Here is a 25,332-nt window from a genome sequence, read left to right as displayed (position 1 = left end):
CTTTTTATTGGAGAACTCCCATGAAGATCAAATATGTCGGCGTCAAACAAGATGGTGAGACCGCCTTCGCAAGCCTGTCTGGAATTGAGCGCTGGATGCCCGGTGACTCGTTCGAAGTGAAAGATGGCGTTGCCACCCGCATGCTGCAGCACCCCGACGTGTTTGCGCTGGCTGACTCCGCAGCAGTGCCTCAGGCTAAGACCGCAGCACCGCAAATCACCCTGGCCCCTGCCGCTCCCCAGTCTGCCCCTACCACTGATGACAACGCTGTCGACCCGGCCGCATTGTCGCTTTCGCCTGGCGCCGTGGTTGAAAACCCCGCCCCTGTCTCGATCACGTTGGCTGACGGTACCGTGAAGGTGCTCGACGGCTTGGACAAGCCTGCTCTGTACGAACTGACCAAAGAGCTCGGATTGAAAGTCCACCCCGCTCTCGGCCCTGCCAAGCTGATTGCGGCATTGCAAGAAGCCTTTCCAGCGAAAGCCCCGTAAGCCATGGCCCGCACTGTTGCAGATGTCTTGAGCTCTGCTGATGGCACGCTCAATGACACAGACCGCATTCGGTACCCAGAGCCGGAGCGCATCGGCTTCGTTGTGGATGCCTTGCACTACATCCGCAACGTGCGGCCCGATCTGTTCGTTGGCCGGCTCACTACGCCTATCGGTACTTTGACCAGCTCTTCAGCCTTGCCGCTTGATGAGCAGTACTTCCGGCCAGTCGTGGACTATGTGATTGCCCGCTGCGAGACCAAAGACGCCGAGCATGTGACGAATGCACGCGCTGAGCTGATGGCCGAGATGGCCCAAGGATTTCTCCAATGAGCGCACTTGCTGACTTCTACGACCTGTTGCTCCCTGAGCTGCCGGGTTGTGCTACGGGTCTGTTGGATTTGCACTTGCGTGACGTCACCCGCGAGTTTTGCGGGGCAACAAGCGTCTGGCGTACTCCATTGGCAAGCATCGACACAGTTGCGGATCAAGCAACCTACACCGTCGTTGTGCCTGCCAACAGTGCGCTGGTCCGCATCACCAAGTTTGCGGTAGCTGGCCTGCTGTTGTGGCAACTCAGTGATCGTGGGGCTGATCGCTCTGCGCTCGTTGCTCGCCCGAAGTACGTACCCAGCACCCCACCATTCAGCATGAATGAGGGACTGACCCAGATTACGCTGATGGAAGTGCCAGAAGCCACTGTTATCGGCGGCATGGAGATCACCGCGGCATTGAAGCCCTCTCTCGATGCTCCTGCCGTGCCTGACTTCCTGAAATCGCAGCACAGCGAAGCCATCCGCTATGGCGTGCTGTCTCGCTTGATGGCCATGGGCAAGAAGCCTTGGACAGACCGTGAGCTGGCTTCCGTCTACGCAAGCCGCTGGAACTCCGCTCTGGGGTTCGCAGCTTATCAAGCCCAAGTTGGCAACACGCGCGAGCCCTTGCGCGTGAAGAAAACTATTTGAAGGACAGACACATGAGCTGGTATCGCACCGGAACAATCGCACTCGTTAACGGATCCTTGACCGTCACCGGTACTGGTACGGCCTGGGTTCAGGCTGCCGCTTCCGGAGAGGGCTTACTTGCACCCGATGGAAAGGTGTACGAGATTGCCTCCGTCAATTCGGATGTGGGCATTACGTTGGGCTCGCCTTATCTAGGTGCTACAGCTGGCGCTCAAGGCTACTCGATTGTTCCCACGCAGAGCTATATCCGGGAGCTTGCTAGTCAAGCGGCCGCCTTGGTCAACGCTTACCAGTCAGTAAAGGATGGTGCGGGCGCCGGCAAGTTTCAAGACGGCAGCATAGCTGCGCCTGGCATTTCATTCACAGCGGATGGCGATACCGGCTTTAGGCGGGTTTCTCAGAACGTTATCTCGGTGGTTACAGGCGGCAATGACCGAGTTGTTTTTTACGAAGGCTCCACTGACTTCAGGGGCTATGTAAAGAGTGCGACCAACAATGGTGGCGCATTTCAAGGAATGCGTGGCGCGACGCCCTCGTGGCTTGTTGGCGACCTCGCGGAAGCAATTGGCAGCGGCACCGGCTTGGTGAACTGGGTTTATGGCAACAATCCTTATTGCGTCTACATTAACGGCGGCGAGCGTTTAAAAGTCGATTTGGGCGGGGCAACCGTTACGGGCTCCTTATACGCTGGCAATGGCGTGATCAAAGGGGGGATCAGCCACAGCGCACGAGTAGAAGTGGGTTCTTTCTCGAATCATGACCTTGGATTCATCGTCAATGGTCAGTCGCGGGCCATTCTGGATGCTGCTGGCAACTACACTGTGCAGGGCAATCTGGCTGTTAGCCAAATCGGGGATACGGGTCGCAACATTACGGTGGGCAGCGCCGGTGTGACCCCACAGGCAATGCCATATCTCGTCACTAATAGCCGTGGCTTGCCCGGCTCAAGCGGTACGTCTTACATCGCTGGTGGGTTGCTGATGGCGGGATACCGTGATGTGCGGAGCACGGCCTACTTGGGCGGCATGACGTTGTTGGCTCAAAACGTAAGTAACGTGACTTCTATAGGTCTGAAACTGGCGTTTCGGATTGGCGCGACAGCGTGGGGCGGAGAGAGTTTTGCTAGCAATGGCAATGCCGCATTACCCAATGAGCGCATGTCGCTTAGCGACACCGGAACTTTAAGTATTGAACACACTGTAGGTAGTGTGGATGGTACGCGATTTGCTCAGTTCAACTTTAACGGCACGGCAATTGGCTCCATTGCCCAGTCCGGCACAACATCAGTCACCTACAACTCCACGTCTGATTGGCGCCTCAAAACCAATGTCCGCGACTCCGATGCCCGGCGGTTTATGCAAATACGGTTCCGTGATTTCGAGTGGACTGATGGTCGACACGATTGCGGTGTGATCGCGCATGAGCTGCAAGAAATCTACCCCGACCTGGTGAGCGGAGAAAAGGACGCCACAGAGATGCGAGAGGTCGAAGTCTCGCCCTATGTGCCGGCGGTGACTGAGAAACGCATCGTTTCGCCCGCTGTGGAGGCGGTGGCGGCCGTAGAGGCCGCGGAGGCTGTAGAGGCTTCGCCCGCTGAATACCGGACCGTGGAAACGCCAGAGATCGTGCTGATTGACGGCATCGAAACGACCATCATTCGCCGCTCGTTGCTGGAAATCAAGCCTGCGGTAGAGGCCCGTCCCGCCGTGGCGGCCGTTGAGGGCGTCGAGGGCAAAGAGGCGGTATATGAGACGGTCGTTATCACCCCCGAGCAGCCCGCCATTACAGAGCAGCGCGAAGTCCCGGTGTATCAGCAGGTTAACTACATCAGCCTCATTGGTCGTATGGGAACTGTCATCCAGCAACAACAGCGCGCGCTTGAGCTGCTGACCGCTCGTATCGATGTGCTTGAGAGTAAATCCCAATGACTGACCCACACAACATTCAGCTGGCCATCCCACTCACAGAGGTCAATCAAGTGCTGCACGCATTAGCGCACCAGCCGTATAACCAAGTAGCAAGCCTGATCCAAAAAATAAAAGGCCAAGCCGAGGGCCAGCTGATGGCCCGCCAACATCCCCAGCAACCCACTCAACAGGATCCTACATGAGCAAAGTCGTCCAAGTTTTCCAATCGCGCACCGTCCTGTATGCGCTGGTCATTGCCGCGCTGTCGGTGCTGCAAGGCTTTGTATTCCTGCTGCCCATCACGCCTTTGCAGCAGATGTACGTGGGCGTAGCTTTGGCTGTCGGAATTGTGCTTTTCCGCGCGATCACGACCGAGCCACTGGTGAACCGGTAGGGTAATCCCATGGCCGTGTTACGTGTCGTTGGCTTTCGCGGTGAAAACCGCGCGCTGCATCCCAGCTTGTTACCCGATTCGGTGGGTGTGAGCTCGCTCAACCAAAAGCCTGGCTATGGTGACTTGCGACCGTGGAAAGCGCCGGCGGCGGTGGGCGTCAGTGTCGCCGCCGGTACCAAGACCATTTACCGCATGGGGCGCACTACGCAGAGCGATACCGCCCACTGGCTGCGCTGGCCTGGCGAAGTTCATGCGGTGGTAGGGCCCAATGCCGGCGATACGCTCGAGCGCACGTACTACACCGGCGACGGTGCCCCCAAGTGGACGGACCTCGCAAAAGCCATATCTGGCGCCGCGTATCCCAGCAGCTACCGTGAGCTCGGCGTGCCTGCGCCTGGTTCCGCGTGCCTGCTCTCGGTGGTATCGGCGGCCGGTGCGGATATTGGAAAGCACACCTACAAGCTGGAAGAGTCCACCGTCACCGGCCTGGCCGTGGGTACTGTGCTCCGGGTCAAGGTGGGCGAAGCGGCCGCTTTGACTGTCACGACAGCGGCCGGCGTGGGTGGAGGCGTCACCCTGGCGTCACTGGCTGCTCAGCTGGATGCACTGGCCGGCATTTCCGCCGTGGTCGTCGTGGCCTTCGGATCGGTGAGCGCTGGGGTCAAGCTGCTGTCTGATGCGGTGGGCGTGAGTTTCACCATTGAAAAACAAATCGGTACCGATGGCGTAGCGAACTATGACCCGTTGGTGGTCACGTACACCACTTTGCAGGACCTGGCCGGATCCGCTGGACTCCCAGCAACCTACACCATTCCTGAGTCGTGGATCACTGAGGCCAATGCCGCGGTGGGCTCTCGCTGGGCTGTGACAGTCAACAGCTTGCCGCCCGTGTCTATCAAGCTGGTGGCCGGCGCCGCAACTTTTCCCGCGCGCGTCAACAGCCAAAGCCTTGCAGATGCACTCGCAACCGTACCGGGAATGACTGCCGTAGTTGGCAATGCCCCCAACAACGTGGACAAGCAAATCGTAGTGCGCACCGATGCGGTGGGCACAGCTGCAAAGCTGGTCGTTAAGCGGATCAATCCCGTGGTGGCCGGTACGCCGGTGTATGTGAAGCTGGGCACCTCCTACGCCGTCACAGACAGCCGCGAAACCGAAACCCGCTACTACGTGTACACCTTTGTAACCGACGCAGGGGAAGAGGGGCCGCCTTCTCCGCCTTCTGCTGCGATCACTGTCAAGGTGGGCGACACGGTGAACCTTACGAGCCTGGGGCCTGTGCCGGCCGGCGCGTATGGCATCAACCGTATCCGCGTGTACCGCACGCAGACAGGATCCACCTCGACAGACTTCTACTACCTCACAGAGATTGTGAGCACCGGAAACACGGCCGGCGACACTGGGCAGACCTTGGGCGAAGTGCTGCCCACGGTGACTTGGATTGCCCCGCCGGCGGACTTGAAGCACCTGACGGGGATGTGGAACGGCATGATGGCCGGCATATCCGGCAAGTCGGTGCGGGTGTGTGAGGCGTATGTCCCCTATGCCTGGCCAACTGCTTATGAGGTCCTTCCGAGCGATACAGCGCCCGTGGGCCTCGGAACCTTCGGTCAGAATTTGGTAGTGGTTACCAACGGCAAGCCTATTTTGGTGGCTGGCGGTAGCCCAGATGCTCTGGACGAGCAGCCTATCGAATTCATTGCTTCGTGCGTTTCTGCGCAGTCAGTGGTGGGCATGGGTACCGGTGTGGCCTGGGCGTGCCCGGATGGCCTGGCATGGGTCGGCGCCGGCGGCGCTCGAGTGCTGACTGCCAACATAATGACCCGCACAGAATGGCAGTCGCTGAACCCCGGCACGATTCGGGGTGTGATGTTTGAGGGCCGCTACTTTGGCTTGTACACGGTTGCCAGTGTTACCCGCATGTTTATGCTGGACCCCGGCAACCCGGACGGCATCTATTTCATGGACTTTGGCGCCGATGCGATCGCGGTAGATCAGTTGGGTGGCGCTCTGTATGTGCTCGACGGTACCGTAATCAAAAAGTGGGACGCGGGAGCAGCGCTTAACGTTACTTTCAAGTCCAAGCTGTTTACGCTACCCAAGCCAATGCCTGCATTTTCTTCCGCGCAAGTGCTGGCCGACGCTTACCCGGTGACATTCCGCCTGTATGCCGATCGTGTACTGAAGTTCACCAAGTCGGTAGCGGGCCCCGATCCCTTCCGGCTGCCTGGTGGCTTCCATGGGCGTGAGTGGCAAATTGAAGTGAGTGCGGCTGGCCCGGTGCAATCGGTGGCCGTGGCACATGGCATGGATGAATTGGCCCAAGTATGAGCACACGGCGCGGTAATCGTGGATCCCTGAGCACCCCGGCCGTGGCCGAAGTGGCAACAGCTGGCACCCGGCGATCGGACCGAGGCGAAGCGCCCCAGGCCCCCGCCTTTGACGAGGGGAATTGGGACGAGCGCCGGGACCTTCCTAGCGTGAATTCCCCCAACTTCCTCGCGCGTATGCGTGAGGTAGTGTCTGTCTACCTTGGAAAGCGCGGGGATCCGCTGGACCGAGGCATGACGGTGCGCGACCTGGCGGACGCGGGCTTGATTGAAGTCAGCGACGCATACAAGGGTGGTGGCACGACTGGCGCGATCGCGGACATTGGCGCCAAGCTGCAAGCAGCCTACGTGGTCGACCTGACTCCGCCCCCTATGCCCGAGGGTTTTGCGGCTGCTGCGGCTGTCTCCAACATTATCATTGAGCACGATGCGCCCGCGTTCAAGGCCGGCAACGGCTACGCTAAGACACGGGTGTACGGTACAACCTACGAGGGGGAGGGCGCTTTGCCGCTCTTCGCCAGTGCCTCCATGCTCACAGAGTTCACCGGCTCGGTGTTCTCCTACCCCACGGATCCTGCAACGTCCTGGCGCTTGTGGATCACATGGGTGACAAAAGACGGTATCGAGTCGGTCATACCCGCGGGTGGGATCAATGGCTTTGCAGTGCAGACCGCCTCGGATCCCAGCAAGTTGCTGGAAGCCCTGACCGGCCAGATTACGAGCACGCAGCTGTATGCGGATCTGAACGCGCGTATCGATTTGATCGACGGTGGCTCGGAGCTCACGAAGCTGGCCTATCCGCTGGTGACTCTTGCCGCGGCCCAGGATGCTCTGAATCAGCGGATCATGCGCGACCTGTCGGACACTGGCGCAAGCCTGTTGCTTAACGCGGCCAGCATCAACACTACGGCAGGACTCGTAGCCGGTGCGGGCATTTTTGTGGACTCCGCAACCGGTACTCTCAAAATCGCCGGGCTCGAGGCTACCAATGCCTACCTGTCTACCGTAGATGCGCGCCTGAGTGCCGCAGAGTCGCAAATCACGCTGAAGGCGACAAAGACCTACGTGGACAACGCGATTGCGACGGCCGTGCTCGATCCTGGTCAAGTGCCGGTGTTTGGTGCGCTGGCTTCTCGAATGGATACGGCGGAGGTCAACATCAGCGGCTTAAACGCCTCGGTTGCACTCAAAGCATCCTCGATTGCGCTGAATGCCACAACGGCCCGGGTAACGACCGCAGAGAGCAACATCAGTTCTTTGACTGGTGCGATTACAAGCAAGGTGGACGCGGCCACATTTACCAGCGTCACCGGCGGCCTGGACACTCGTATCGGCACCGCAGAATCCACGCTTTCGGCGGCAGGCGGCGTGAGCGGTATTACTTCAATCGTCACACAGAGCGCATTGCAACGCCGCCGGGATGATGCCGCAGCAGAGGCGACACTGAGGAATCTTCTTTCCAGTACGGCTAGCTTGAGTGTGCAGCAGCAAGTGATTGACGGTATCGCCGGTCAATACATGGTTAAGCTGGATGTGAACGGCAATGTGAGCGGATTCGGCCTGTATGGCGATGCCAGTGGTTCCAAGTTCATCATCAGCGCTGACCAGTTCGCGGTTGCTACGCCAACGAGCTCCATCCCTGCATGGGTGGCCGGTAGACTGTACAAGTCTGGCAACATTGCCTCGGCACCAGGCAGCACCACAAAAATGCTGGTCTGCAAGGTGGGCGGCACGTCCGGGGCAGGCACCCCCAGCATTGCGGGCGGTATTGGCTCGATCGTTGAAGATGGCACGGCAAGATGGCAGATTGCGAGTCGCGTGCCTTTCTCAATCGTGACATCGAGCGCCGAAATCAATGGCGTGACGGTCGCGCCCGGCATGTATGTGGATGGCGCTTTGATCGTCAACGCCACGGTGAACAATGCGCAGATTGCAAACCTAGCGGTCGACGACCAGAAGATTGCCAGCATGAGTGTGGGCAAACTGGTGGCCGGCTCCCTGTCGGTGGGGCAATACATTCGGAGTGCCGCGCAGCATGAATACAACGGCGCGATGGATTGGGACTGGTCAATCGACTCCAACGGCTTGGCGACTTTCAACAACGCAGTCTTGCGCGGTGGCGTGTACGCAGAGTACGGCCGGATCGGCGGCAACATCGTGGATGCAACCTCGATCCGCTCCGGACAAACAGGGTTCAACAATGGTTCTGGCTTTTGGCTGGGTGCCGATGGCCGGTTTTCGCTGGGCAACTCCAACGGCAACCGCCTGACCTTTGACGGTACCAATTTGAACCTACGCAGCGCACCGGTTGGCAATGCCCGATTGGAGATACTGAACGACAAGATCATCGTGTACGACGCATCCGGCGCGGTGCGAGTCAAGATTGGTAACCTGGCGTGAGCTTCGGCTGGTTCCTCGATGGCTTTGACTCCACCTCGGCGGGGTTCTCCGTGCTGGACAGCTTCACGGTGGCAGCCGGCTCATCGATCAACAAGGCTTACAACAGCGCGGTGCTGAAGTACGCAAACCGGATCCGGCTGTTTATTACGCTATCGAGCGGTGCGCCGGATCACACCCTGTTCGACTATCCAGCGCTAACGGCCACGATTGACACAGTAAATGGGACCGCGAGTGTTGTTGGCGTTGGTGGAAGTGCTTCATTTTTTGTAGTGGTGTTCGTTCAATGACGTTCGGATTTATTGCCAAGGGCGACAACGGCGCTCTGCTCGCATCCAGCGACAGCGCGAACTACGAATTTGCCCAGCGCCTGACAGTTGGCTCGGTGGCCGGCAACGTGACCACCTATACATTCAGTGCGGTGGACTACCCGATGTTCTTCATCGAGGTTCCGATTGGTGGCAAGGCCGGGATCCTCGATTCGACAAGCACTCAGGTTCGGATCATTGGCGATGGTGCCTACCCGGTGAATGTGTTTAAGCGGGTGAGCAGCGCTGCCGGCTTTGGTGTGGCGGCGTTTGACCCCTCCGAAGCACTGACATTCAAGGCGGGAGCTCAAACGCTGAACGTGAGGGCGGCGGGCGCCATGGGCATAGGTGGGAGCTTCACTGGCGCCGGCTCGATGGTGTCCTTTCCGGCGCTGGCCTCGATCACGGAGCGCAGTGCCAGCGAGGCCGATGTGTATTACGCCTACTACGTGTACACCACATTTGAGCAGACCTACGTTTGCCGAGACGAGTTTCAGTGCAATACAGACTACCAGGGCAATTTTTCATGTGGGTATGTGACTGTGTGCGGATACGAGATGATCCGCACGGATCACACGGTAGATGTGATACCCAGGGTTCGTACAACAAATTGGGCGCTTAAGCGATCGGTGGCGCGGCGCACGGGACCCGATACTTACGTGCAGGATTGGGTTGTTCACACTTCCGGGTTTTACAAGGATGTTGTGGCGATCAACTACTTTGAGTATTCGTTTTCACCCAGCGCCCCGCCGGGGTACAACCCGCCCCCATTCATCTTTGATCCTGGTAGCAGTTTTACCGGTGCATTCGGCTTCTACTCCAAGGACAACACTTTCCCGTATTCCAACGGGCAGACCAAGGCGATCGCGGCCTCGATTTTGACGAGCTAAGTATGCAATTCAGACTGAACACCACACCTGACGCAAAGCACATTCTTTACAGATTGGGCCCAGCCGATGCGTTCACCGCGATCAATGTAGGCATGGTGGAAACCCCGACAGATCCTAAGGCGCTTTTTGAGTGGATCACGGCAAAGCTTAAGGAGCACGGCGCAGTGCCGGCAGATGCCGTGTTTAGCCTTAGTTGAAGCTACATTTTTCCAACCAGCGAAGCCCCGAAAGGGGCTTTTTTTATGAGCATTCAACTCAGCATTGCATTGAGCCAGTACATCGGAAAGACGCTCACATTGGAGGACGCCAAGGCGATTGCCAAAGCAGTGAGCGCTACCCCTGACCGGTCCCACGATCCCCGCCAGTTCGAGCCAGCAACCTATCAGAGGCTGACATTTCAGGTAGAGCGCTTCGCCGACATTGAAGAAGAGATCCACCCACTGCATGTAGCGCACTACGCAGAGACGGAGGCCTACCGTGCAGGTGTGCCAATGAATCCTGACTACGCACACTTCCGGCGCTGTGAGCGGGATGGTGGGTTGCTTCAGTTCACCGCTCGCGCCCAAGGCGAGCTGGTGGGAAACATCCGCATGTACCTGTTCAACAACCTGCACACCCAGACCCTGAGTGCCAAAGAAGACACGTTCTTCATGACGCCTGCAGTGCGCAAAGGGTTCTCCGCTATCCGGTTCTGGCAGTACATGGAGCGCTGCCTGCAACAGATCGGTGTTCAGGAGATCACCACCGACAGCAAGTTGGTCAACCAAGTTGGCCGCCTCAATACCTACCTTGGCTACACCCATGTGGCCAACGTTTTCCACAAATTTCTAAGGAGCTGACTATGTGTTCAAGTTCACCCGATATGTCCGGGCAAAACGCTGCAGCCTTGCAGCAAGCTCAGTTGTCTGCCGAGCAGCTGGCGTGGGCAAAGCAGGTCTACGCGGAAACTGCACCAGACCGTGCATCAGCAGCCAAGCGGGCTACTGAGGTTTCTGATGTCCAGTTGGCATCCATGAAGCTGAACGACGGGATATCCAAGGACTATTGGGACTACCAGAAGGACACCTTCCGCCCTTTGGAACAGGGGATCGTGCAATCGGCCAATGAGTACGACACGGCGGCACGGCGCGAGGCAGCCGCCGCAGAAGCACAGGCCGACGTGCAATCTTCGTTCAACAACGTGGAAGGGCAGACTCTGCGCAACTTGGACCGCCGCGGAGTGAATCCGGCCTCCGGTACCGCTTTGTCTCTGGGTAATCAGCTTCAAATTCAAAAGGCCACCACGCTGGCGGGCGCCTCAAACAAGGCTCGGAAAGACATCGAGCTGCAGGGCTACGCCCGAAAGATGGATGCCGCCAATTTAGGACGCGGCCTTTCAAGCGCTCAAGCTACCAGCGCTGGCGTAGCCCTCAATGCTGGCAATGCATCTGCTGGCAATGCTGCATCGGTGGGCAACATTACAGCCCAAGGCAATCAGATTGTGAACAATGGGTACAGCGGTGCGCAACAGGGATTGAACGGGGCGGCAAACACTTACGGCAATATTGCCCGCACACAGGCCAGCAACGCGACTTCACTTAGCGACGTTGCAGCTCTTGGGCAAGCCGGCGCGAGCCTCAAGGTGCTTTCAGATAAGAAGAAAAAGAAAAATCGAAAGCCCTTGAAAACAGAGATTGCGCTGGCGGCGGCACGCCGCATGCCAGTGGAGTCGTGGAAATACAAGAAGGGTGCTGGAGATGGCGGCAAGCACATTGGGCCCATGGCGCAGTCCGTTCAGGCCGCGCTGGGTGATAAGGCAGCCCCTGGCGGCAAGAAAGTAGACCTCATCAGCATGGTGGGGGTCACGCTCGCGGCAGTGCAGGAACTCGACAAGAAGGTTCAACGCATCTCGCTTAGCGCCGGAAAACGTCAGAAATAGCCCAAAACTTCAGGAGTTTCAAATGAACGGACGAGATATAGCTGCTGCCATCACCCTCGCTGGTGGTTTTGTTCAAGGGCAGAAAAGAATCAAAGATGACGATTTGGCCCGCCAAGAACGTGATCAAGACCGTGCAATGCGCAGGCAAGTTTTTGATGCCCAGATGGATGACGTCAACCAAGCCAAAGACCTGCGCATCTCACTTGCCAACGCTGCAACCCCAATGAAAGTAACGGAGGTCACTGATATCGACCCGAATAACCCAACGGCACCCCGCAAAACATCTTTTTCGCTTGCAGATGGTCGCACTGTTGGAACGAAAGAAGAAGCTGACAAAGCCGCTAAGGAGTGGGATGCGCCCGATGCACAGTCAGCGCGCATCGCCAATGTCTATCGATCAAAGGGTGCTGTGGATAAGGCTATCACGCTGGAAAACAGCGCTGTGGATCGCAAGCGGGCAGATGATCGCTACACCCAGGAGCAGACCGACCGCGCTGCAAAGCTGCATCAAGAAGGCGTTTTCAGTGCTGTGCGCGCATTCCGTGCGGGCGATGCATCGGGTCTGGCCAAAGCCTTTAATGCCGGCGGTGAGTACAAGCTGGAAGGCGAGCCCGTTATCACCAAAGAGGACCGTGAGATCCCGGGCATTGGCAAAGTGCCAACCTACAGCGCCAAGCTGCGCATTGTGGGCCCCGATGGTCAGGTGCAGGAAAAAGCCTACAACAGCCATGACCTGAGCATGCAGATGATGTCCTACGAAAAAGCGCTGGAGCTGCAGCGAAAGGGTTCTGACAGCGACAGCAAAGCCGCATATCAGACCGCCTTGCTGGACACAAAAATCAAGGCGCTCGAACTGGCTGGCGACGTGGCCGCAGCAAAGGCATTGAAGGTAGCCGCTACTGGTGGGGCTGTGGGGCGCGAGGAACGCCTGCGCTACACCAGCCTTTTCAGTGACGCCGGCCGCCGGCTGGGTGAGGCGCAGCGCTCGCTGGGTTCCTTGCAAAAGGATCCGCTGTTCATGATGAATGCTCGCAAGCCCGGTACGCCTGAATCCACGCAGCTGAACGACCTACAGGATTCGATCAAGTCATACGGTGAAGAGCGCACCTTGTATCAAGGCCTGTTGGCAGGCTCCACCACTAGCGGCAGCAACACCACCGACAACGCCAAGCCCAGCCTGGCTGATTCCAAATCACCCAAAGTGACGCCCAAACCCAAACCCAAAGCCACTGGCAACGGTGACTACTCCAACCTCTGGAAGTAACAACATGACAAAAAAGTGGAGTGAAGTTGCAGCGTCTGACGCTTTCAAGAGCCTGACCCCCGACCAGCAGGATGGTGCACGCCGGCAGTACTTCGATCAGGTGGTTGCACCACAGGTGCCCGCTGAGCATGTGGATCGCGTGTGGGGCGATTTCTCCCGGGATGCCGGTGTGGGGCGCCGTGAATTGCCCAGTGGTGTGACGCCTTCCAGTGCCGGTGCCGGCCGTGGTACCACTGTGCCGACCCAGCCGCCGGTATCGCTGGCGAACTCCCTGCCGCGCGTTCAAGAAACGAAGGCCCTTACCCGTGCACAGCGCATTGCGGAAATGGAGCGCGAGAACGATCCGACAAACCCAGACTACCTGCCGGTGACCGACAACGCGGTGAAGGCGCTGCAAACTGATGCCCGCGGCGGTATGGATGCCAAGCGCACCCGCACTCCTGGCCGTGTATTGGATGCTGACATCCCACCGGTGAGCGCAAAGTCTGTAGCCCAAGACGTTGCAGCCGGCGCCCTGAAAATCGGCCCCACAGTGGTGAAGGGCGTAGGCGATATTGCCCGCCTTGCCTCTGCCGACCGAGTCGGAAAGGGCCTCACCGAGTTCGCTGATCGCGGGACACAAGCCATTCAGGAAGTTGTAGGTTCTGACCGCTCCAACGCTCAGCAGACCCGTTTCAATCAGGACATCGCTGATCCAGCCATGAATGCCGTCGATGTCGTCGTCGGCAACCCCGGCGCACTGTCCGACCAGGTGTTGCCCACACTTGGCAGCATGGCCCTGCCCGTGGGCGTTGGTGCAGCAGCTGGCAAGCTGGCAACCACCAGCCGCGCAGCGCAACTTGCACGCGTCATCGATGAGGCCAGCGTCATCAATCGGGCAAACACGGTGCGCAATGCGGGTGTGCTGGGCGCCACTGTTGCACAGAACGCCGCTGGCACCTTCAGTGACATCCGTGACGATGGTGGCGACTTGGGCGAAGCCTATGCGGGTGCAGCAGTTACCGTGCCGGCAACTGTTATCGCGAGCAAGATGACCGGCGGTGGCGCCGAGGGCAACGTATCTAACATGCTGGCCGGTACCGCTCGGGGCGCTGCAAAAGAGATCCCAAAAGCCATGCTCAAAGAGGGCGCGCAAGAAGTGGTGGAAGAAGGTGGTCAGTACGCTGGCGAGACTATCGGTAAGGGCGAGCAGTTCGATGCGAATGCCGCTGGCAAGCGATTGGCTGTGGCTGGCACGTTGGGCGCCGTCATGGGTGGTGGCGTGGAAGCCGCTGGCGCTGCGCGGGAGCTACGCATCAAGACGCTGCGAGATGCCGGTGAAACTGCGGCAGCCGATTTGCTTCAGCAAAAGCATGAAAAGGCCAGTGCGGCAGAGGCCGTAGATGCCGAACTGAACGCCATGCCTGGAAATGAGGGATTTGCTCAGCATTACCGCGCGCTGCGCACAGCCGGTGTGAAGCCGGCCGAGGCTGCAGCTCGCTCAGCTGTCAGCGTCACATTCCAAGGACTCGCTCAGCAGACTGGTGTGCCGGATAAGGCACTGCAGGTAGCAATGACGGCCGCCAAGGACATGCCACTGGACAAAGTGCCGGGCTTCTTCCAGCGATTCACCGAGGGACTGGCAAAGCGCGGGCTCATTCAGCCTACCGATACGCTGGCCGCCATCAGCACCAGCCTTGAGACCGCGCGCGACGAGGCTATGGATGCAGCTATCGGTAATGCCTATCAGCCGGTGAAGTCAATGATGAATGCCGTTCAGGCTTTGGAAAATCCTGCAAATCAGTCACAGGTCCCCGATACACCTGCGCAAGCAGCTACGGAAACAATAGCAAATGTTCAAGACCCAACACAAGCACCAAGTGCCGGAGCCGAAGCCCAAGCCACGCCAGCTCAAGCGCCAGCAGCAATGGGAGGCAATGCAGCCGGCACCGAGGGACTACCCGGAGCCGGAGGCGCCACAGTACAAGCGTTTGGGGTAGATGGCGGCCGTACAAGCATGTACCGCACCGACATGCAGACCGGGCAGCTCCTGCGACTTGCAAACTTGGAAACCGCGAGTGAGGCAGATCGCCAAGCCGCCAAGGACGAAGTGAAGCGACGGGAAGTGGAGGCTATGTACGCAGGGCTGGAAACCAAGCCCAATGAGCGCGCGCAGCAGGAGAAGGCCATTCTTGAAGCAGCTCGCGACGAGAAGGTTGACCAGGCCGTGGCCCTGACAAGCGCCCAAGAAGTGGACGCCCCATTCAAGACCCGCAAAGCTGCCGATGACGCACGCAAGCTGAACCCCATGATGCGGGTAGTACGTGCCGAGGGAGGCTACGCACTGACGGAGAAGACGCCTGCACAGCTGGCAGCTCAAGAGAAGGCCGCCAAGCGCCTGCGCAATCCGCAGACCAGCGCACCAGGTGAGCCTATCCCGGCGCACGCCATGATCGCCGCGGCCGGCGGCTTGGCCCCCAGCACGCGCGCAGACATGGGCATGCAGGGCAATGTGCAGATTGGGAACCGGAAGCTGTTTGCCGGCGATGGCAAGGGCTTGACCATTGAGCGTGCGACAGAGCGACTGGTGGAGGATGGCTATCTGCCAGAAGGCGCCAGCCATGACGACGCGCGCAACCTCATCAAGCGCAGCCTGACCAAGCCTCAGTACAATGCCGAAGGCTATGAGCGCCTGGCCGAACTGGACAGCATGGAACGGTTTGACGCGGCACAGTTGGATGAGGACGAGGCTGTTGCGGAGATCGAAGCACTCAGCGACACTCAATTTGACACGTTGATGGATGCGGATATCCCATGGGATGCCGCCAGCAACACAGACACCGAGAGCGCCATGCGCGCACTCGGATTCAGCGAACAGGAGATTAGTGATGCCATTGCCAATGAACCCGGAGAACCGCAAAGCGGTAGCGAAAGCGGTGGTGGCGTTGATGAAAGTGCCGCCGGCCAAAAGGAAGAAGCTTCTGGAAGACGAAAAGAGACGACGCCAAAGCCTGAGCAGATAAGTTCGATTGAGACCCCCGCCGATGCGGGGGTTTCTACTTCTGGGGCCGAAAAAAAAAATGCCGTTGAGTTGCGCAAGCAAGGGGTTTCTGTAAATGAAGCCGCAATTCAAGCTGTAGATGCGCAGATCGATGAGGTGACATCCCTACTCAACTCGTTTGGATTGAAGGCGCCCACCAAGGAAGACGTTGTGGCGCAGCAGGACCGTGCTGCCCAGACAGCCAAGGCAAAAGAAAGCGCCGACCGCGCCGCTGAAAAGCAAGCCCGTGAAGCCGAGGACCGCAAGCGAATCGCTCAGGCTAGCGAAGCTGCAGCTGACACTTTCGAGCTGGGTGGCGATGCAATGACCAACCTGACTGGACAGCAGGACATTTTTGCCAGCGAGCCAGTGGGCAAGCAGGATCCCGTCAAGATCGAGGATGCCGGCGAGAAAATCGGCGGGGCCCGCAAGGACCGCTGGAAAGATCGTGGTTTGGACTTGAGTGACTTGGACGGCATGAGCGAGGCCGAGGGCGCCGAGCTGGCCACGAAGGCCAATGTGTGGAAGCCCGACTACGAAGCCATGGCCGAGGCGACTGAGCCGGTGACTGCTGCGATGGTGAAAACCGTCTATGACCAGCTGGCCGCCCAGCCGAAGAAGAACACACCCGAAGGGCGCCGGAACTACGTCACCATGATGCAAGCCGTGCGCAAGGCCTACTCCGAAGCCAAGAGCCCGGAAGATGTGAAGCTGGCAGGCGAGAAGGTGAAGCGCACTATTGGGTTGTATACCGATGACCAAGAGCAAAAGAAGCAGGCGCGCGAAGTCCTGTTCTCCGTCTACAAGGGGCGCAGCGATCCATTTGTGCTGGGATACACAGAACTTTCCAAAGCCAAGAAGATGGTCGAGGACGGCTTCCCCGCCAAGGGCGAGCCTTGGAAGAAGCGTCTCTCACTGCGCGCTTATTCTGCGGCCGGCTTCACACCTCGTGGCATAGAAATCACGCTGGATGAATCTGCCGAACTGGGAACCCCCCTCACCAGAGAGCAGGTGGCCGCCGGGTTCTACCGCATTAATACAAAGGACGGCAAGCCTGTGGGCTACGCCCCCACCAAGGCCGATGCTGAAGCCACGGCCAAGACCATCTATGAGCGCGACCTGAAGAAAGGCGCCGACAGCAAGGCTGAGCCGAACCGCCCGAACTTGGACGCGATGAAGCGTGAAGGTCTGCCAAAACGCACAGACCGCGATGTGTCAGCAGAAGACTTCGTGAAGGACTTCGGCTTCCGCGGCGTGGAGTTTGGAAACTGGGCAGCCCAGGACGAGCGCCAGCGCATCATCAACATGGCCTATGACGGGCTGATGGACCTAGCCGAGATCATGGGAGTGCCGCCCAAAGCCATGAGCCTGAACGGAACCATGGGCATGGCGTTTGGTGCGCGCGGCGGCGGCAAGTTCGCTGCTCACTACGAGCCCGGCAAGCTGGTCATCAACATGACCAAGATCAATGGTGGCGGCAGCTTAGCGCATGAATGGGCGCACGCACTGGACCACTACTTCGGAGAGCTTAATCAGAAGGACGCCTACACAACTAAGGCGCGCGGGGCTTCGGGCTGGTATGACGAGCAGCAATACAAGGGCCTACCGATGACCCGCATGGAGAAAGACGCCCAGGGCAAGTGGGCCAACGTCACCAAGATGCGCCTGGACAACCTTCGCCCCGAAATGTCAAAGGCATTCGACGGGGTGATGTCTGCGCTGTTCAGCGGGCAGGAAACCAAGGCCCAAATGGTGCGCAGCGAAGAGCTGGCCATCGAGCGCTACAAGGCGCTGGCTGACAAAGAGACTGACCCAGAAATGAAGGCGGTCTACCTGAATGGCATCAAGTCCCGCCAGCAGGCGTTGGAAGAGCTGCTCCAGGATCCAGAGGACAAGACCTATCCCAAGGGCCGCTCATCGTATGCCGGTCAAGCGCAGAAGCTGGTGGGTAAGTCAGCAACGGGCTACTGGACCCGTCCGACTGAAATGTTTGCGCGAGCCTTCGAGAGCTGGGTGTTTGACAAGGTGGCCGCTATGGGTGCCAGGTCTGACTACTTGGTGCACGGCGTGGAGGAAGATCGCTTTGCCGGCGGTGGCTACAAGGGCAACCCATACCCAACCGGTCAGGAGCGCGCCACCATCAATGCTGCGTTCGACAAGCTGGCCAGCACCATCCAGACCAAGGAAACAGATAAGGGCGTTGCCATGTTTGCCCTGGGTGCCGAAGCCTTCAGCTTGGGCATTACCCCCCGCAAGTACATGCCGGTGAACGCTGTGCAGGCGGCTGTAGATGAACTCTCTGCCAAATGGCTTAACGGCCCGAAGATCAAGGTTGTCCGGTCCACTGACGAACTGCCAATTGATGCACCGAGCGACGCTCGCGGGCTGATCCATAAGGGTACCGCCTACGTGGTGGCAGTTAACCACCTCGACCGCGCGGGCGTGGCCCGCACACTGGCCCACGAAGCTATCGGGCACTACGGTCTGTGGAAAGCACTGGGCAAAGATGGCCGTCGACAGTTCGAGCAGAACCTGCAGCTGGCATTGAAGTCAGGCAACAAACCACTGAACGCCATTGCTGCCAAAGTGCGTGAGCTCTACGTGGATGAAGCGGGTAAGTTCAATCTGAGTCCCGCCCAAGAAGCCAACGAGATTGCGGCCTTTGCAGTGGAAGCGGCCTTGGATGCTGACGGCAACTTCAATCCCGGCTATGGTTTCTTCAAGCAGGTATGGGCAAAGGTTGCAGACTTCCTGCGCGGTCTTGGCATCCAAGTGAAGTTCACCAACGTTGAGCTGCAAGGCATGCTGGTTACTTCGTTGCGCGGCTTGGAGGCTGGACACCGGCTTGACGGTGGCGGCAATGTGCTGGTGGCTGCTGCGCGCTCTGATGCAGCCGTGGAGACTCAAGAAGCCATCATTGGGAACACGCTCGGTACCGCCAGTCAGCACCCTGACTATGCGGCTGCAAAGGCTGGGAATGTAGGCGCTGCCGTGCGGGTGGCGCAATCGCTTGTGACAGCGGATTTGGTCACACGGGTGAAAAGTGCCATTGGCGATGCCAAGCCCCTAGTCGTACCCGTTGTATCGCTGGAAGCCACGGGACACAACAAGATCCCGCTCGCAGCGGCCGCAGTCTTGGCAAAGAAGCTGGGGCTTCAAGTGGAGACGCGCATCTCCCAAAGCAACAGCCCCAAGCGCACGGCCATGGGGGGCTTAGATAGGCTTTTTATGCCCCCCGTTTTTGATGGCGAAGTGTCGGCTGGTGAATCGTATTTGTTGTTGGACGACACACTCACCCAAGGCGCCACCTTTGCTGCGCTGGAGTCCCATATTCGAGATAACGGCGGGCGCGTTGCAGGAGCAGTCGCATTGACAGGCAAGCAGTACAGCGCGACACTACAGCCTTCCGCAGATTCTCTTAAGCAACTTCGTGACAAATTTGGCGACATCGAAAACGACTTCCAAGCCGCAACCGGCTATGGATTCGGTGCGTTCACACAGTCCGAGGTCCGCTATCTCACAAACTTCAAACCTGCTGACACCCTCCGAGCTGAAATCGTTGCGCGAGGAAACGCAGCGCGATCTAGTGAAGATCAATCAGATGCTGGACAGCCGGCCGCATTCGCCCGCGGCGTAACACCTTCGGCCACCCCCACAGTCTGGAACACACCGGACGCCACTCGAACCGACAAGATCATTTACGAGCTGCAGGATGGGCGCATTGACCTCAAGCGCGTGCAGCAGGCTATCGAGAAGTCTGGTCAAAAGATCAATGAACAGTGGGATGCACGTCTTGCTGAGACTTTGTACCCCGGCCGCGTGGCGCACCGAAGCCAAAGCTTCCTTGATGCAGAGGTAAAGCCGTTGCTCAAGGCCTTGGCTGTTTACAAGGTTCCCATGGACGAGCTTGCGGACTACCTTCACGCTCGGGGTGCTGAAGAACGCAATGCCCAAGTCGCTAAAGTGAATGATGCTCTGCCAGATGGTGGCGCTGGCAAGAATACCAAAGGCGTGCTGATGACCAATCAGGCGGCCCGCGACTATCTGGCCAGCATTACCCCCGCTCGCAAGCAACTGTTGGACGTACTGGCCGCCAAGGTGGACACCATCACCGCAGGAACTCGTAAGCTGCTGGTGGACGAGGGCTTGGAAAAGCAGGAGACCATTGACGCCTGGACGAAGACCTACCAGAACTATGTTCCCATGTTCCGTGATGAAGCCCAAAGCGGTGCACCACACCCACAGGGCAGCGGATTCACGGTGAAGGGCAGCGCCAGCAAGCGGGCCACCGGTTCGACCAAAGAAGTGACCAACATCCTGGCGCACGTGCTGATGCAGCGTGAGGCCGCGATCACCCGGGCAGAAAAGAACCGTGTGGCGTTGGCCCTTTACGGTCAAGCGCTTTCACATCCGAATCGGGAATTCTGGACGACTATCAAGCCCAGCATGACCCCGGCATCCATCGTCAAAGAGCTGCAGGCAATGGGAGTTGATCCCGCAACGGCTGCTATCGGCATGGAAACCGTGCCAACGATCACCACCGTGGATGTGGCTACTGGCAAGAAGGTGGAACGCCCGAACCCTTTGTATAAGAGCCTACCCGGCGCGATCCCGCTCAAAGTCAACGGTGAAGACCGTGTGCTGATGATCAATGTGGAGCAAGAGCGCGGCGCCCGCCTGGCCGAAAATCTGAAGAATCTGGACGGCCTGACCAAATTGGACTTGGCGAATTCGATCATTGGGAAGTCGACCAGGTGGCTGGCCAGCGTGAACACGCAGTACAACCCAGCTTTCGGACTGGTGAACTTGACCCGTGACACGCTGGGCGCGGTGGTGAACTTGGGTAGTACCCAGCTCCGCGGAGATTCGCTCAAAGTGCTTGCCACCACACCAGTGGCAATCGCTGGCATAGCCAAAGAGCTGATGGGCAGTGGCACAGGAAAGTGGTCGACCTTGTACCGCCAGTTCCAAGAGGATGGCGGACAGACAGGCTACAAGGAGAATTTTCGCGATGCCGGCGACCGCGCCAAAGCCATCGAATCCGAGCTGACGGATCTCAAGCGAGCCGGATCCCTTCACCCCGGCCGTGCCGCCCATGCCCTGCTGGATCTGCTGGATGGGTTCAACACTACGCTGGAAAACGCAGTTCGCGTCAGCGCCTACTCCGCAGCCTTGGACAAAGGCATGAGCCGCCCAGAGGCCGCGCGCCTTGGGCGTGAACTGACCGTAGACTTCAACCGCAAGGGCAGGGCAGGGCGTGAAGTTGGTCCGCTCTACGCATTCTTTAATGCAAGTGTGCAAGGTAGCGCGCGCACTCTGGAGACGTTGAAGGGCCCCACTGGCGCCAAAGTGATTGCCGGTGGTCTAGGTTTGGGCGCCATGCAGGCCTTGATGCTGCTGGCAGCCGGCTATGACGACGACGAGGTGCCCGGATTCGTGAAGACCAGGGCGCTAGTCGTACCATTGAACTGGACCGGAAAGGGTGAAAAGACCCACGTGCTGGTGCCATACCCGCTGGGCTTGCACGTCATCCCGAACACCGGCCGCGTGATTGCTGAGCTCGCACTGAATAGCGGAAAGGACATGGCAAAACGCAGTGGTGAAGCTATCGGCGAACTGGCTGGGGCGTTCAATCCATTGGGAGGTGGGGATATCTTCACAACGGATGGCCTGCTCAAGACTCTGGCGCCGACGGTGGCGGATCCGGTCATCGAGATTGGGTACAACCGAAACTTTGCAGGCAACAGCATTGAGCGTGAGTCAAGCGGCATTGCCGACACACGGCCCGGGGCAGCTCGCGCCAAAGAAGCCACTCAGCGCACCACCACTGGACAGGCCTACATTGGTATCAGCAAGGCCATCAACACGATGACCGGCGGTAACGACTACGAAGCCGGCAAAGTGAGCCCGTCACCTGAGATGGTGCGATACGTTGCCCAGACCGTGGGAGGTGGCGTGCTGCGTGAAATCGAAAAGACGATCAACGCCAGCACGGCCGCGAGCCGCGGTGAGACTTTGAAGTCCAGCGCCATCCCGGTGCTAGGCCGGTTTTACGGGGAAGTGAACAGCGAGGATGTCACCAAGAGCCGCTACTTCGAGAACACCAAGAATTTGGATCGGTTGGAGAGCACCAAACGGAGCATGGTCAAGTCCGGTGATGCCGATGCCCTGGCCGAGTTCAATGCGGAGCATCCTGAAGTCGCATTGATCCCGCTTGGCAACAAAGTTCAATCCTCGGTGGCGAAGCTGAATAAGCTGGCGGTCAGCACCATCGGTGATGTGCAGGCAATGAAGGAAATTGACGAGACCCGCGTTCAGATCATGGACCAGCTCAACCAGGCGGTTCAGGGTCTTGAGTTAGAAACCCGACAGCCAACGCCGGCCGAAAAAATCAAGGCTGCTGCCGTCAATTGATGCAGTCGAACACCCACTGACGGTCACCGGTGGGCTTTGTAAGAAGGCGGGCAAATCGCCCGTTCTTCTTGCACTCGGTATCCGCTAGGGCCTGAGCCCCAGCGCCGTCCATTGAACCAGCATTGACCATCACGGTGCGCTCACTGCTAGATGTAATCTTTGCGGCGCATCCACCCAGTGCCATCAGTACGATACAAAAAATAGAGACTACCCGCATGCCGGATTCCCCTGAGTCGATTGTTGAAAACCAAAGTGTACGAGACTCCCCAACCATGATTGACGAGAAGCAATTGTTGGAAGCCTTGGCAGCGTATCGCCAAAAGCTGAGAGATCAGGGCTACCCGGCGAAAGCAGCGGTGGTAGAGCGCTGTATAGGTATCGTCAAGCGGATGACTGCTCAACTACACACCACCAAACCTGCGGAATGAGTGTATGGAGCTCTTTTTCGTAGCCACGAATGAGCATCCCGCATTCATCAACCTGGCGAACTTCGGCTTGAGTGAGCGTCCTAAGCTGCGCCCCAGCTTCATCGAGCACATTGGCTTCAACGGCCGGCATACCGTTGGGGCGCTTCTGAGTCAGGCGTAAATCACCTTGAATTCCCGATTTCTTGACATCGGAATCAGGCAAGCGCTGGCCGTTTTTCTTGAGTGGGTAGATGGTGCAAAACACTGTCGAAGCATACAGGCCCTGCGGTTCAGCTGTCTACGCGGAAATTTGTCCAATATTCAGTAGTTCGGAGACTAAAACCCTCGGCAAACCCGCGTGTTACCGTTGCTAGATTCGTGGGTTTTGTTGGACAAAGTGAGACTGAAATCCTCGTATTCATGCGGTCTACGAGGGCGTTTCGGCACGGGACTCTTAATCCGTAGGTCGAGAGTTCGAATCTCTCAGTTCCCACCACGGTACAAGTGGATCAAAACCCGTCATTGCGAAATGGCGGGTTTTTTACGTCTGCGAATTGTCATGCGTGAGCGTAGGCAACGCACGGGAGAAGGCGTTCAGGCCTCTCCCGCGTACAGAAGCCTTTACGCTTCGAGTTGCGTTGTCAGCTCCAACCAATGCTCTTCGAGGGTTTGAAGTTCGGCATTGACTGCTTTCAAGCGTTTACCAGCCTCAGCAATCACGGAAGGGTGTGGGTTGGTAGACAGCTTGGCCTCCAATTCGGCCCCTTCGGTATTAAGGGTCGCCATTTGGGCTTCCACCTGCGCCAACTCTTTCTTCCATTTCTTGATGCTATCTGCGCTGGGGCCGGCGGGAGCCACGGGCAGGGCAGGGCTGGCAGGTGAGGGGGCAATAGCTCCTGCCTTAGCTTCTTCTTTGGCAAGCTCGCGCTGGCGCTTGGCTTCGTCCAGCAAATAGCGTTGGTAATCGTCCAAATCGCCGTCGAAAGGCTCCACGCCACCGCGCGACACCATCCAAAACTCATCGCAAACCGACCGAAGCAGCGCACGGTCGTGGCTGACCAGCATCACAGTGCCTTCAAATTCATTCAGCGCCATAGCAAGCGCTTCACGAGTCGCTAGATCCAAGTGGTTGGTTGGCTCATCCAACAGTAAGAGGTTGGGGCGCTGCCAAACAATCATGCACAGGACCAAACGCGCTTTTTCCCCGCCGCTCATGCTACCGACCGACTGTTTCACCATGTCGCCGCTGAAATTGAAGGTGCCAAGAAAGCTGCGCAGATCCTGTTCACGGGTTTGTTGGCCAGAAATTTTTCCAGCGGCCGTCATATCTTTGACCAAGCGGATCATGTGTTCCAGCGGCGTCTCATCGGGCCGCAACACATCCAGCTCTTGTTGCGCAAAGTAACCAATATTCAGGCCTTTGCCTTCAGTGACCTCACCGCCAAGGGTTTTAAGGTCCCGCGCAACCGTTTTTACCAGGGTCGACTTGCCCTGGCCGTTTGCGCCCAAGATACCGATACGTTGGCCCGCGAGCACCGATTTGCTGACGTTGTGCACGATCACCGTCGGGGGCGTGCCTTTGGGCGCATCTTCAGGGGGCGGGTAGCCAAAATTCACCCCCTGCATGGACAGCATGGGGTTAGGTAGGTTCGCCGGCTCTTTGAACTCAAAACTGAAGTCCGCCTCCGAAAGCAAGGGCGCGATTTTCTCCATCCGATCCAGGGCCTTAACACGGCTCTGGGCCTGCTTGGCTTTGCTGGCCTTGGCCTTGAAACGGGCAATGAACTTCTGCAGGTGGGCAATCTTGTCCTGCTGTTTGGAGAAGGCGTTTTGCTGCAGTTCCATTTGTTCGGCGCGCATATCCTCAAACTTGCTGTAGTTGCCGCCGTAGCGCACCAGCTTGCCCATGTCGATGTGCAGCGTGACATTGGTCACCGCGTCCAGAAACTCCCGATCGTGGCTGATGACGACCATGGTGCCTTCGTACTTTTTGAGCCATGCTTCCAGCCATACCAAGGCATCCAAATCCAAGTGGTTGGTTGGCTCGTCGAGCAGTAGCAAGTCACTCGGGCACATCAGTGCGCGTGCCAACTGCAGACGCATCCGCCAGCCACCTGAGAAGCTGTTCACCGGCTTGTCGAGTTCGGTCGTTTTGAACCCGAGGCCCAAAATCAGTGCTTGTGCGCGGGCTGCTGCATCGTACTCACCCGCATCGTGGAGCGCGGTGTAGGCATTTGCCATGCGCTCGTAATCATCGGTTGCCTCAGCAGCCGTCACCTCAGCACGTGCAGCCCCCAGTTGTGTATCACCCTCGATCACAAAGTCAGTGGCACCTTGTTCGGTTTCAGGCATGTCCTGCGCAACCTGACCCATGCGCCACTGGGCAGGAATGTAGTACTCGCCAGCATCCTCATGCAGGTTGCCATTGAGCAGCGCAAACAGGCTTGACTTACCCGCCCCATTGCGGCCAACCAGGCCGACTTTTTCGCCCGGATTCAGGGCGACGGAGGCGCCTTCGAGCAACACCTTGGCGCTGCGGCGCAAGGTGACATTTTTAAGAGTAATCATGATGTGAATGCGGCGCGAGCCGCAGATAGTTGCCCCGCTTGTGGCGGGCAATGGTTTATCAGC

At 58.4% G+C, this 25,332-nt stretch carries 17 protein-coding genes; 16 read left to right on the top strand and 1 reads right to left on the bottom strand.

The genetic code is table 11. The features are described 5' to 3' along the window. Positions 1-20: 20 nt before the first annotated feature. The 16 genes from U5L73_RS11295 (at position 21) to U5L73_RS11220 (ending at position 22,882) form a co-directional block, all read left to right on the top strand. Positions 21-491, top strand: a complete 471-nt coding sequence (locus U5L73_RS11295) for a hypothetical protein (RefSeq protein ID WP_322562443.1) — start codon at positions 21-23, stop codon at positions 489-491. A 3-nt stretch (positions 492-494) separates the two neighbouring features. Next, entirely contained in the window at positions 495-821 is a 327-nt protein-coding gene (locus tag U5L73_RS11290; RefSeq protein WP_322562442.1) for a DUF6682 family protein, read from the top strand. Next, a complete protein-coding gene (locus U5L73_RS11285) occupies positions 818-1,453 on the top strand; it encodes a hypothetical protein (RefSeq protein ID WP_322562441.1) in 636 nt (211 codons plus the stop codon). The genes U5L73_RS11290 and U5L73_RS11285 overlap by 4 nt, the downstream gene beginning before the upstream one ends. Before the next feature lie 11 nt (positions 1,454-1,464). Beyond that, positions 1,465-3,381, top strand: a complete 1,917-nt coding sequence (locus tag U5L73_RS11280) for a tail fiber domain-containing protein (protein ID WP_322562440.1) — start codon at positions 1,465-1,467, stop codon at positions 3,379-3,381. Beyond that, the gene (locus U5L73_RS11275) at positions 3,378-3,563 is read left to right on the top strand and encodes a hypothetical protein (protein WP_322562439.1); all 186 of its coding nucleotides are present in this window, start codon (positions 3,378-3,380) and stop codon (positions 3,561-3,563) included. The genes U5L73_RS11280 and U5L73_RS11275 overlap by 4 nt, the downstream gene beginning before the upstream one ends. Continuing rightward, positions 3,560-3,754, top strand: a complete 195-nt coding sequence (locus U5L73_RS11270; RefSeq protein ID WP_322562438.1) for a hypothetical protein — start codon at positions 3,560-3,562, stop codon at positions 3,752-3,754. Before U5L73_RS11275 ends, U5L73_RS11270 begins: the two co-directional genes overlap by 4 nt. A 9-nt stretch (positions 3,755-3,763) precedes the next feature. Next, positions 3,764-6,085, top strand: a complete 2,322-nt coding sequence (locus U5L73_RS11265) for a hypothetical protein (RefSeq protein ID WP_322562437.1) — start codon at positions 3,764-3,766, stop codon at positions 6,083-6,085. After that, positions 6,082-8,484, top strand: coding sequence for a hypothetical protein (locus U5L73_RS11260; protein ID WP_322562436.1), 2,403 nt, complete (start codon positions 6,082-6,084; stop codon positions 8,482-8,484). The genes U5L73_RS11265 and U5L73_RS11260 overlap by 4 nt, the downstream gene beginning before the upstream one ends. Next, positions 8,481-8,771, top strand: a complete 291-nt coding sequence (locus U5L73_RS11255) for a hypothetical protein (RefSeq protein WP_322562435.1) — start codon at positions 8,481-8,483, stop codon at positions 8,769-8,771. Before U5L73_RS11260 ends, U5L73_RS11255 begins: the two co-directional genes overlap by 4 nt. Beyond that, positions 8,768-9,679 (top strand): hypothetical protein, encoded by a 912-nt coding sequence (locus U5L73_RS11250; protein WP_322562434.1) that lies wholly within the window; start codon positions 8,768-8,770, stop codon positions 9,677-9,679. The genes U5L73_RS11255 and U5L73_RS11250 overlap by 4 nt, the downstream gene beginning before the upstream one ends. A gap of 242 nt (positions 9,680-9,921) precedes the next feature. Further along, the gene (locus tag U5L73_RS11245; protein ID WP_322562433.1) at positions 9,922-10,518 is read left to right on the top strand and encodes a hypothetical protein; all 597 of its coding nucleotides are present in this window, start codon (positions 9,922-9,924) and stop codon (positions 10,516-10,518) included. Between the two features lie 2 nt (positions 10,519-10,520). After that, positions 10,521-11,597, top strand: coding sequence for a tail fiber domain-containing protein (locus U5L73_RS11240; RefSeq protein ID WP_322562432.1), 1,077 nt, complete (start codon positions 10,521-10,523; stop codon positions 11,595-11,597). 22 nt (positions 11,598-11,619) lie between these two features. After that, positions 11,620-12,861 carry a hypothetical protein gene (locus U5L73_RS11235; RefSeq protein ID WP_322562431.1) on the top strand — a complete coding sequence of 414 codons (1,242 nt, stop codon included), beginning with the start codon at positions 11,620-11,622 and terminating at the stop codon, positions 12,859-12,861. Between the two features lie 4 nt (positions 12,862-12,865). Next, entirely contained in the window at positions 12,866-22,294 is a 9,429-nt protein-coding gene (locus U5L73_RS11230; protein ID WP_322562430.1) for an LPD38 domain-containing protein, read from the top strand. 215 nt (positions 22,295-22,509) lie between these two features. Continuing rightward, the gene (locus U5L73_RS11225; RefSeq protein ID WP_322562429.1) at positions 22,510-22,722 is read left to right on the top strand and encodes a hypothetical protein; all 213 of its coding nucleotides are present in this window, start codon (positions 22,510-22,512) and stop codon (positions 22,720-22,722) included. A gap of 4 nt (positions 22,723-22,726) precedes the next feature. Then, the gene (locus tag U5L73_RS11220; RefSeq protein WP_322562428.1) at positions 22,727-22,882 is read left to right on the top strand and encodes a hypothetical protein; all 156 of its coding nucleotides are present in this window, start codon (positions 22,727-22,729) and stop codon (positions 22,880-22,882) included. A gap of 440 nt (positions 22,883-23,322) precedes the next feature. On the opposite strand, the gene U5L73_RS11215 is transcribed toward U5L73_RS11220, so the two are convergent. Further along, positions 23,323-25,269, bottom strand: a complete 1,947-nt coding sequence (locus U5L73_RS11215; RefSeq protein WP_322562427.1) for an ABC-F family ATP-binding cassette domain-containing protein — start codon at positions 25,267-25,269, stop codon at positions 23,323-23,325. Between the last annotated feature and the right edge of the window lie 63 nt (positions 25,270-25,332).

Origin of the sequence: Rhodoferax sp. (assembly GCF_034520025.1) — a bacterium.
Taxonomy (GTDB): Bacteria; Pseudomonadota; Gammaproteobacteria; order Burkholderiales; family Burkholderiaceae_C; genus Allorhodoferax.
This window is presented reverse-complemented; position numbering and strand designations above follow the sequence as displayed.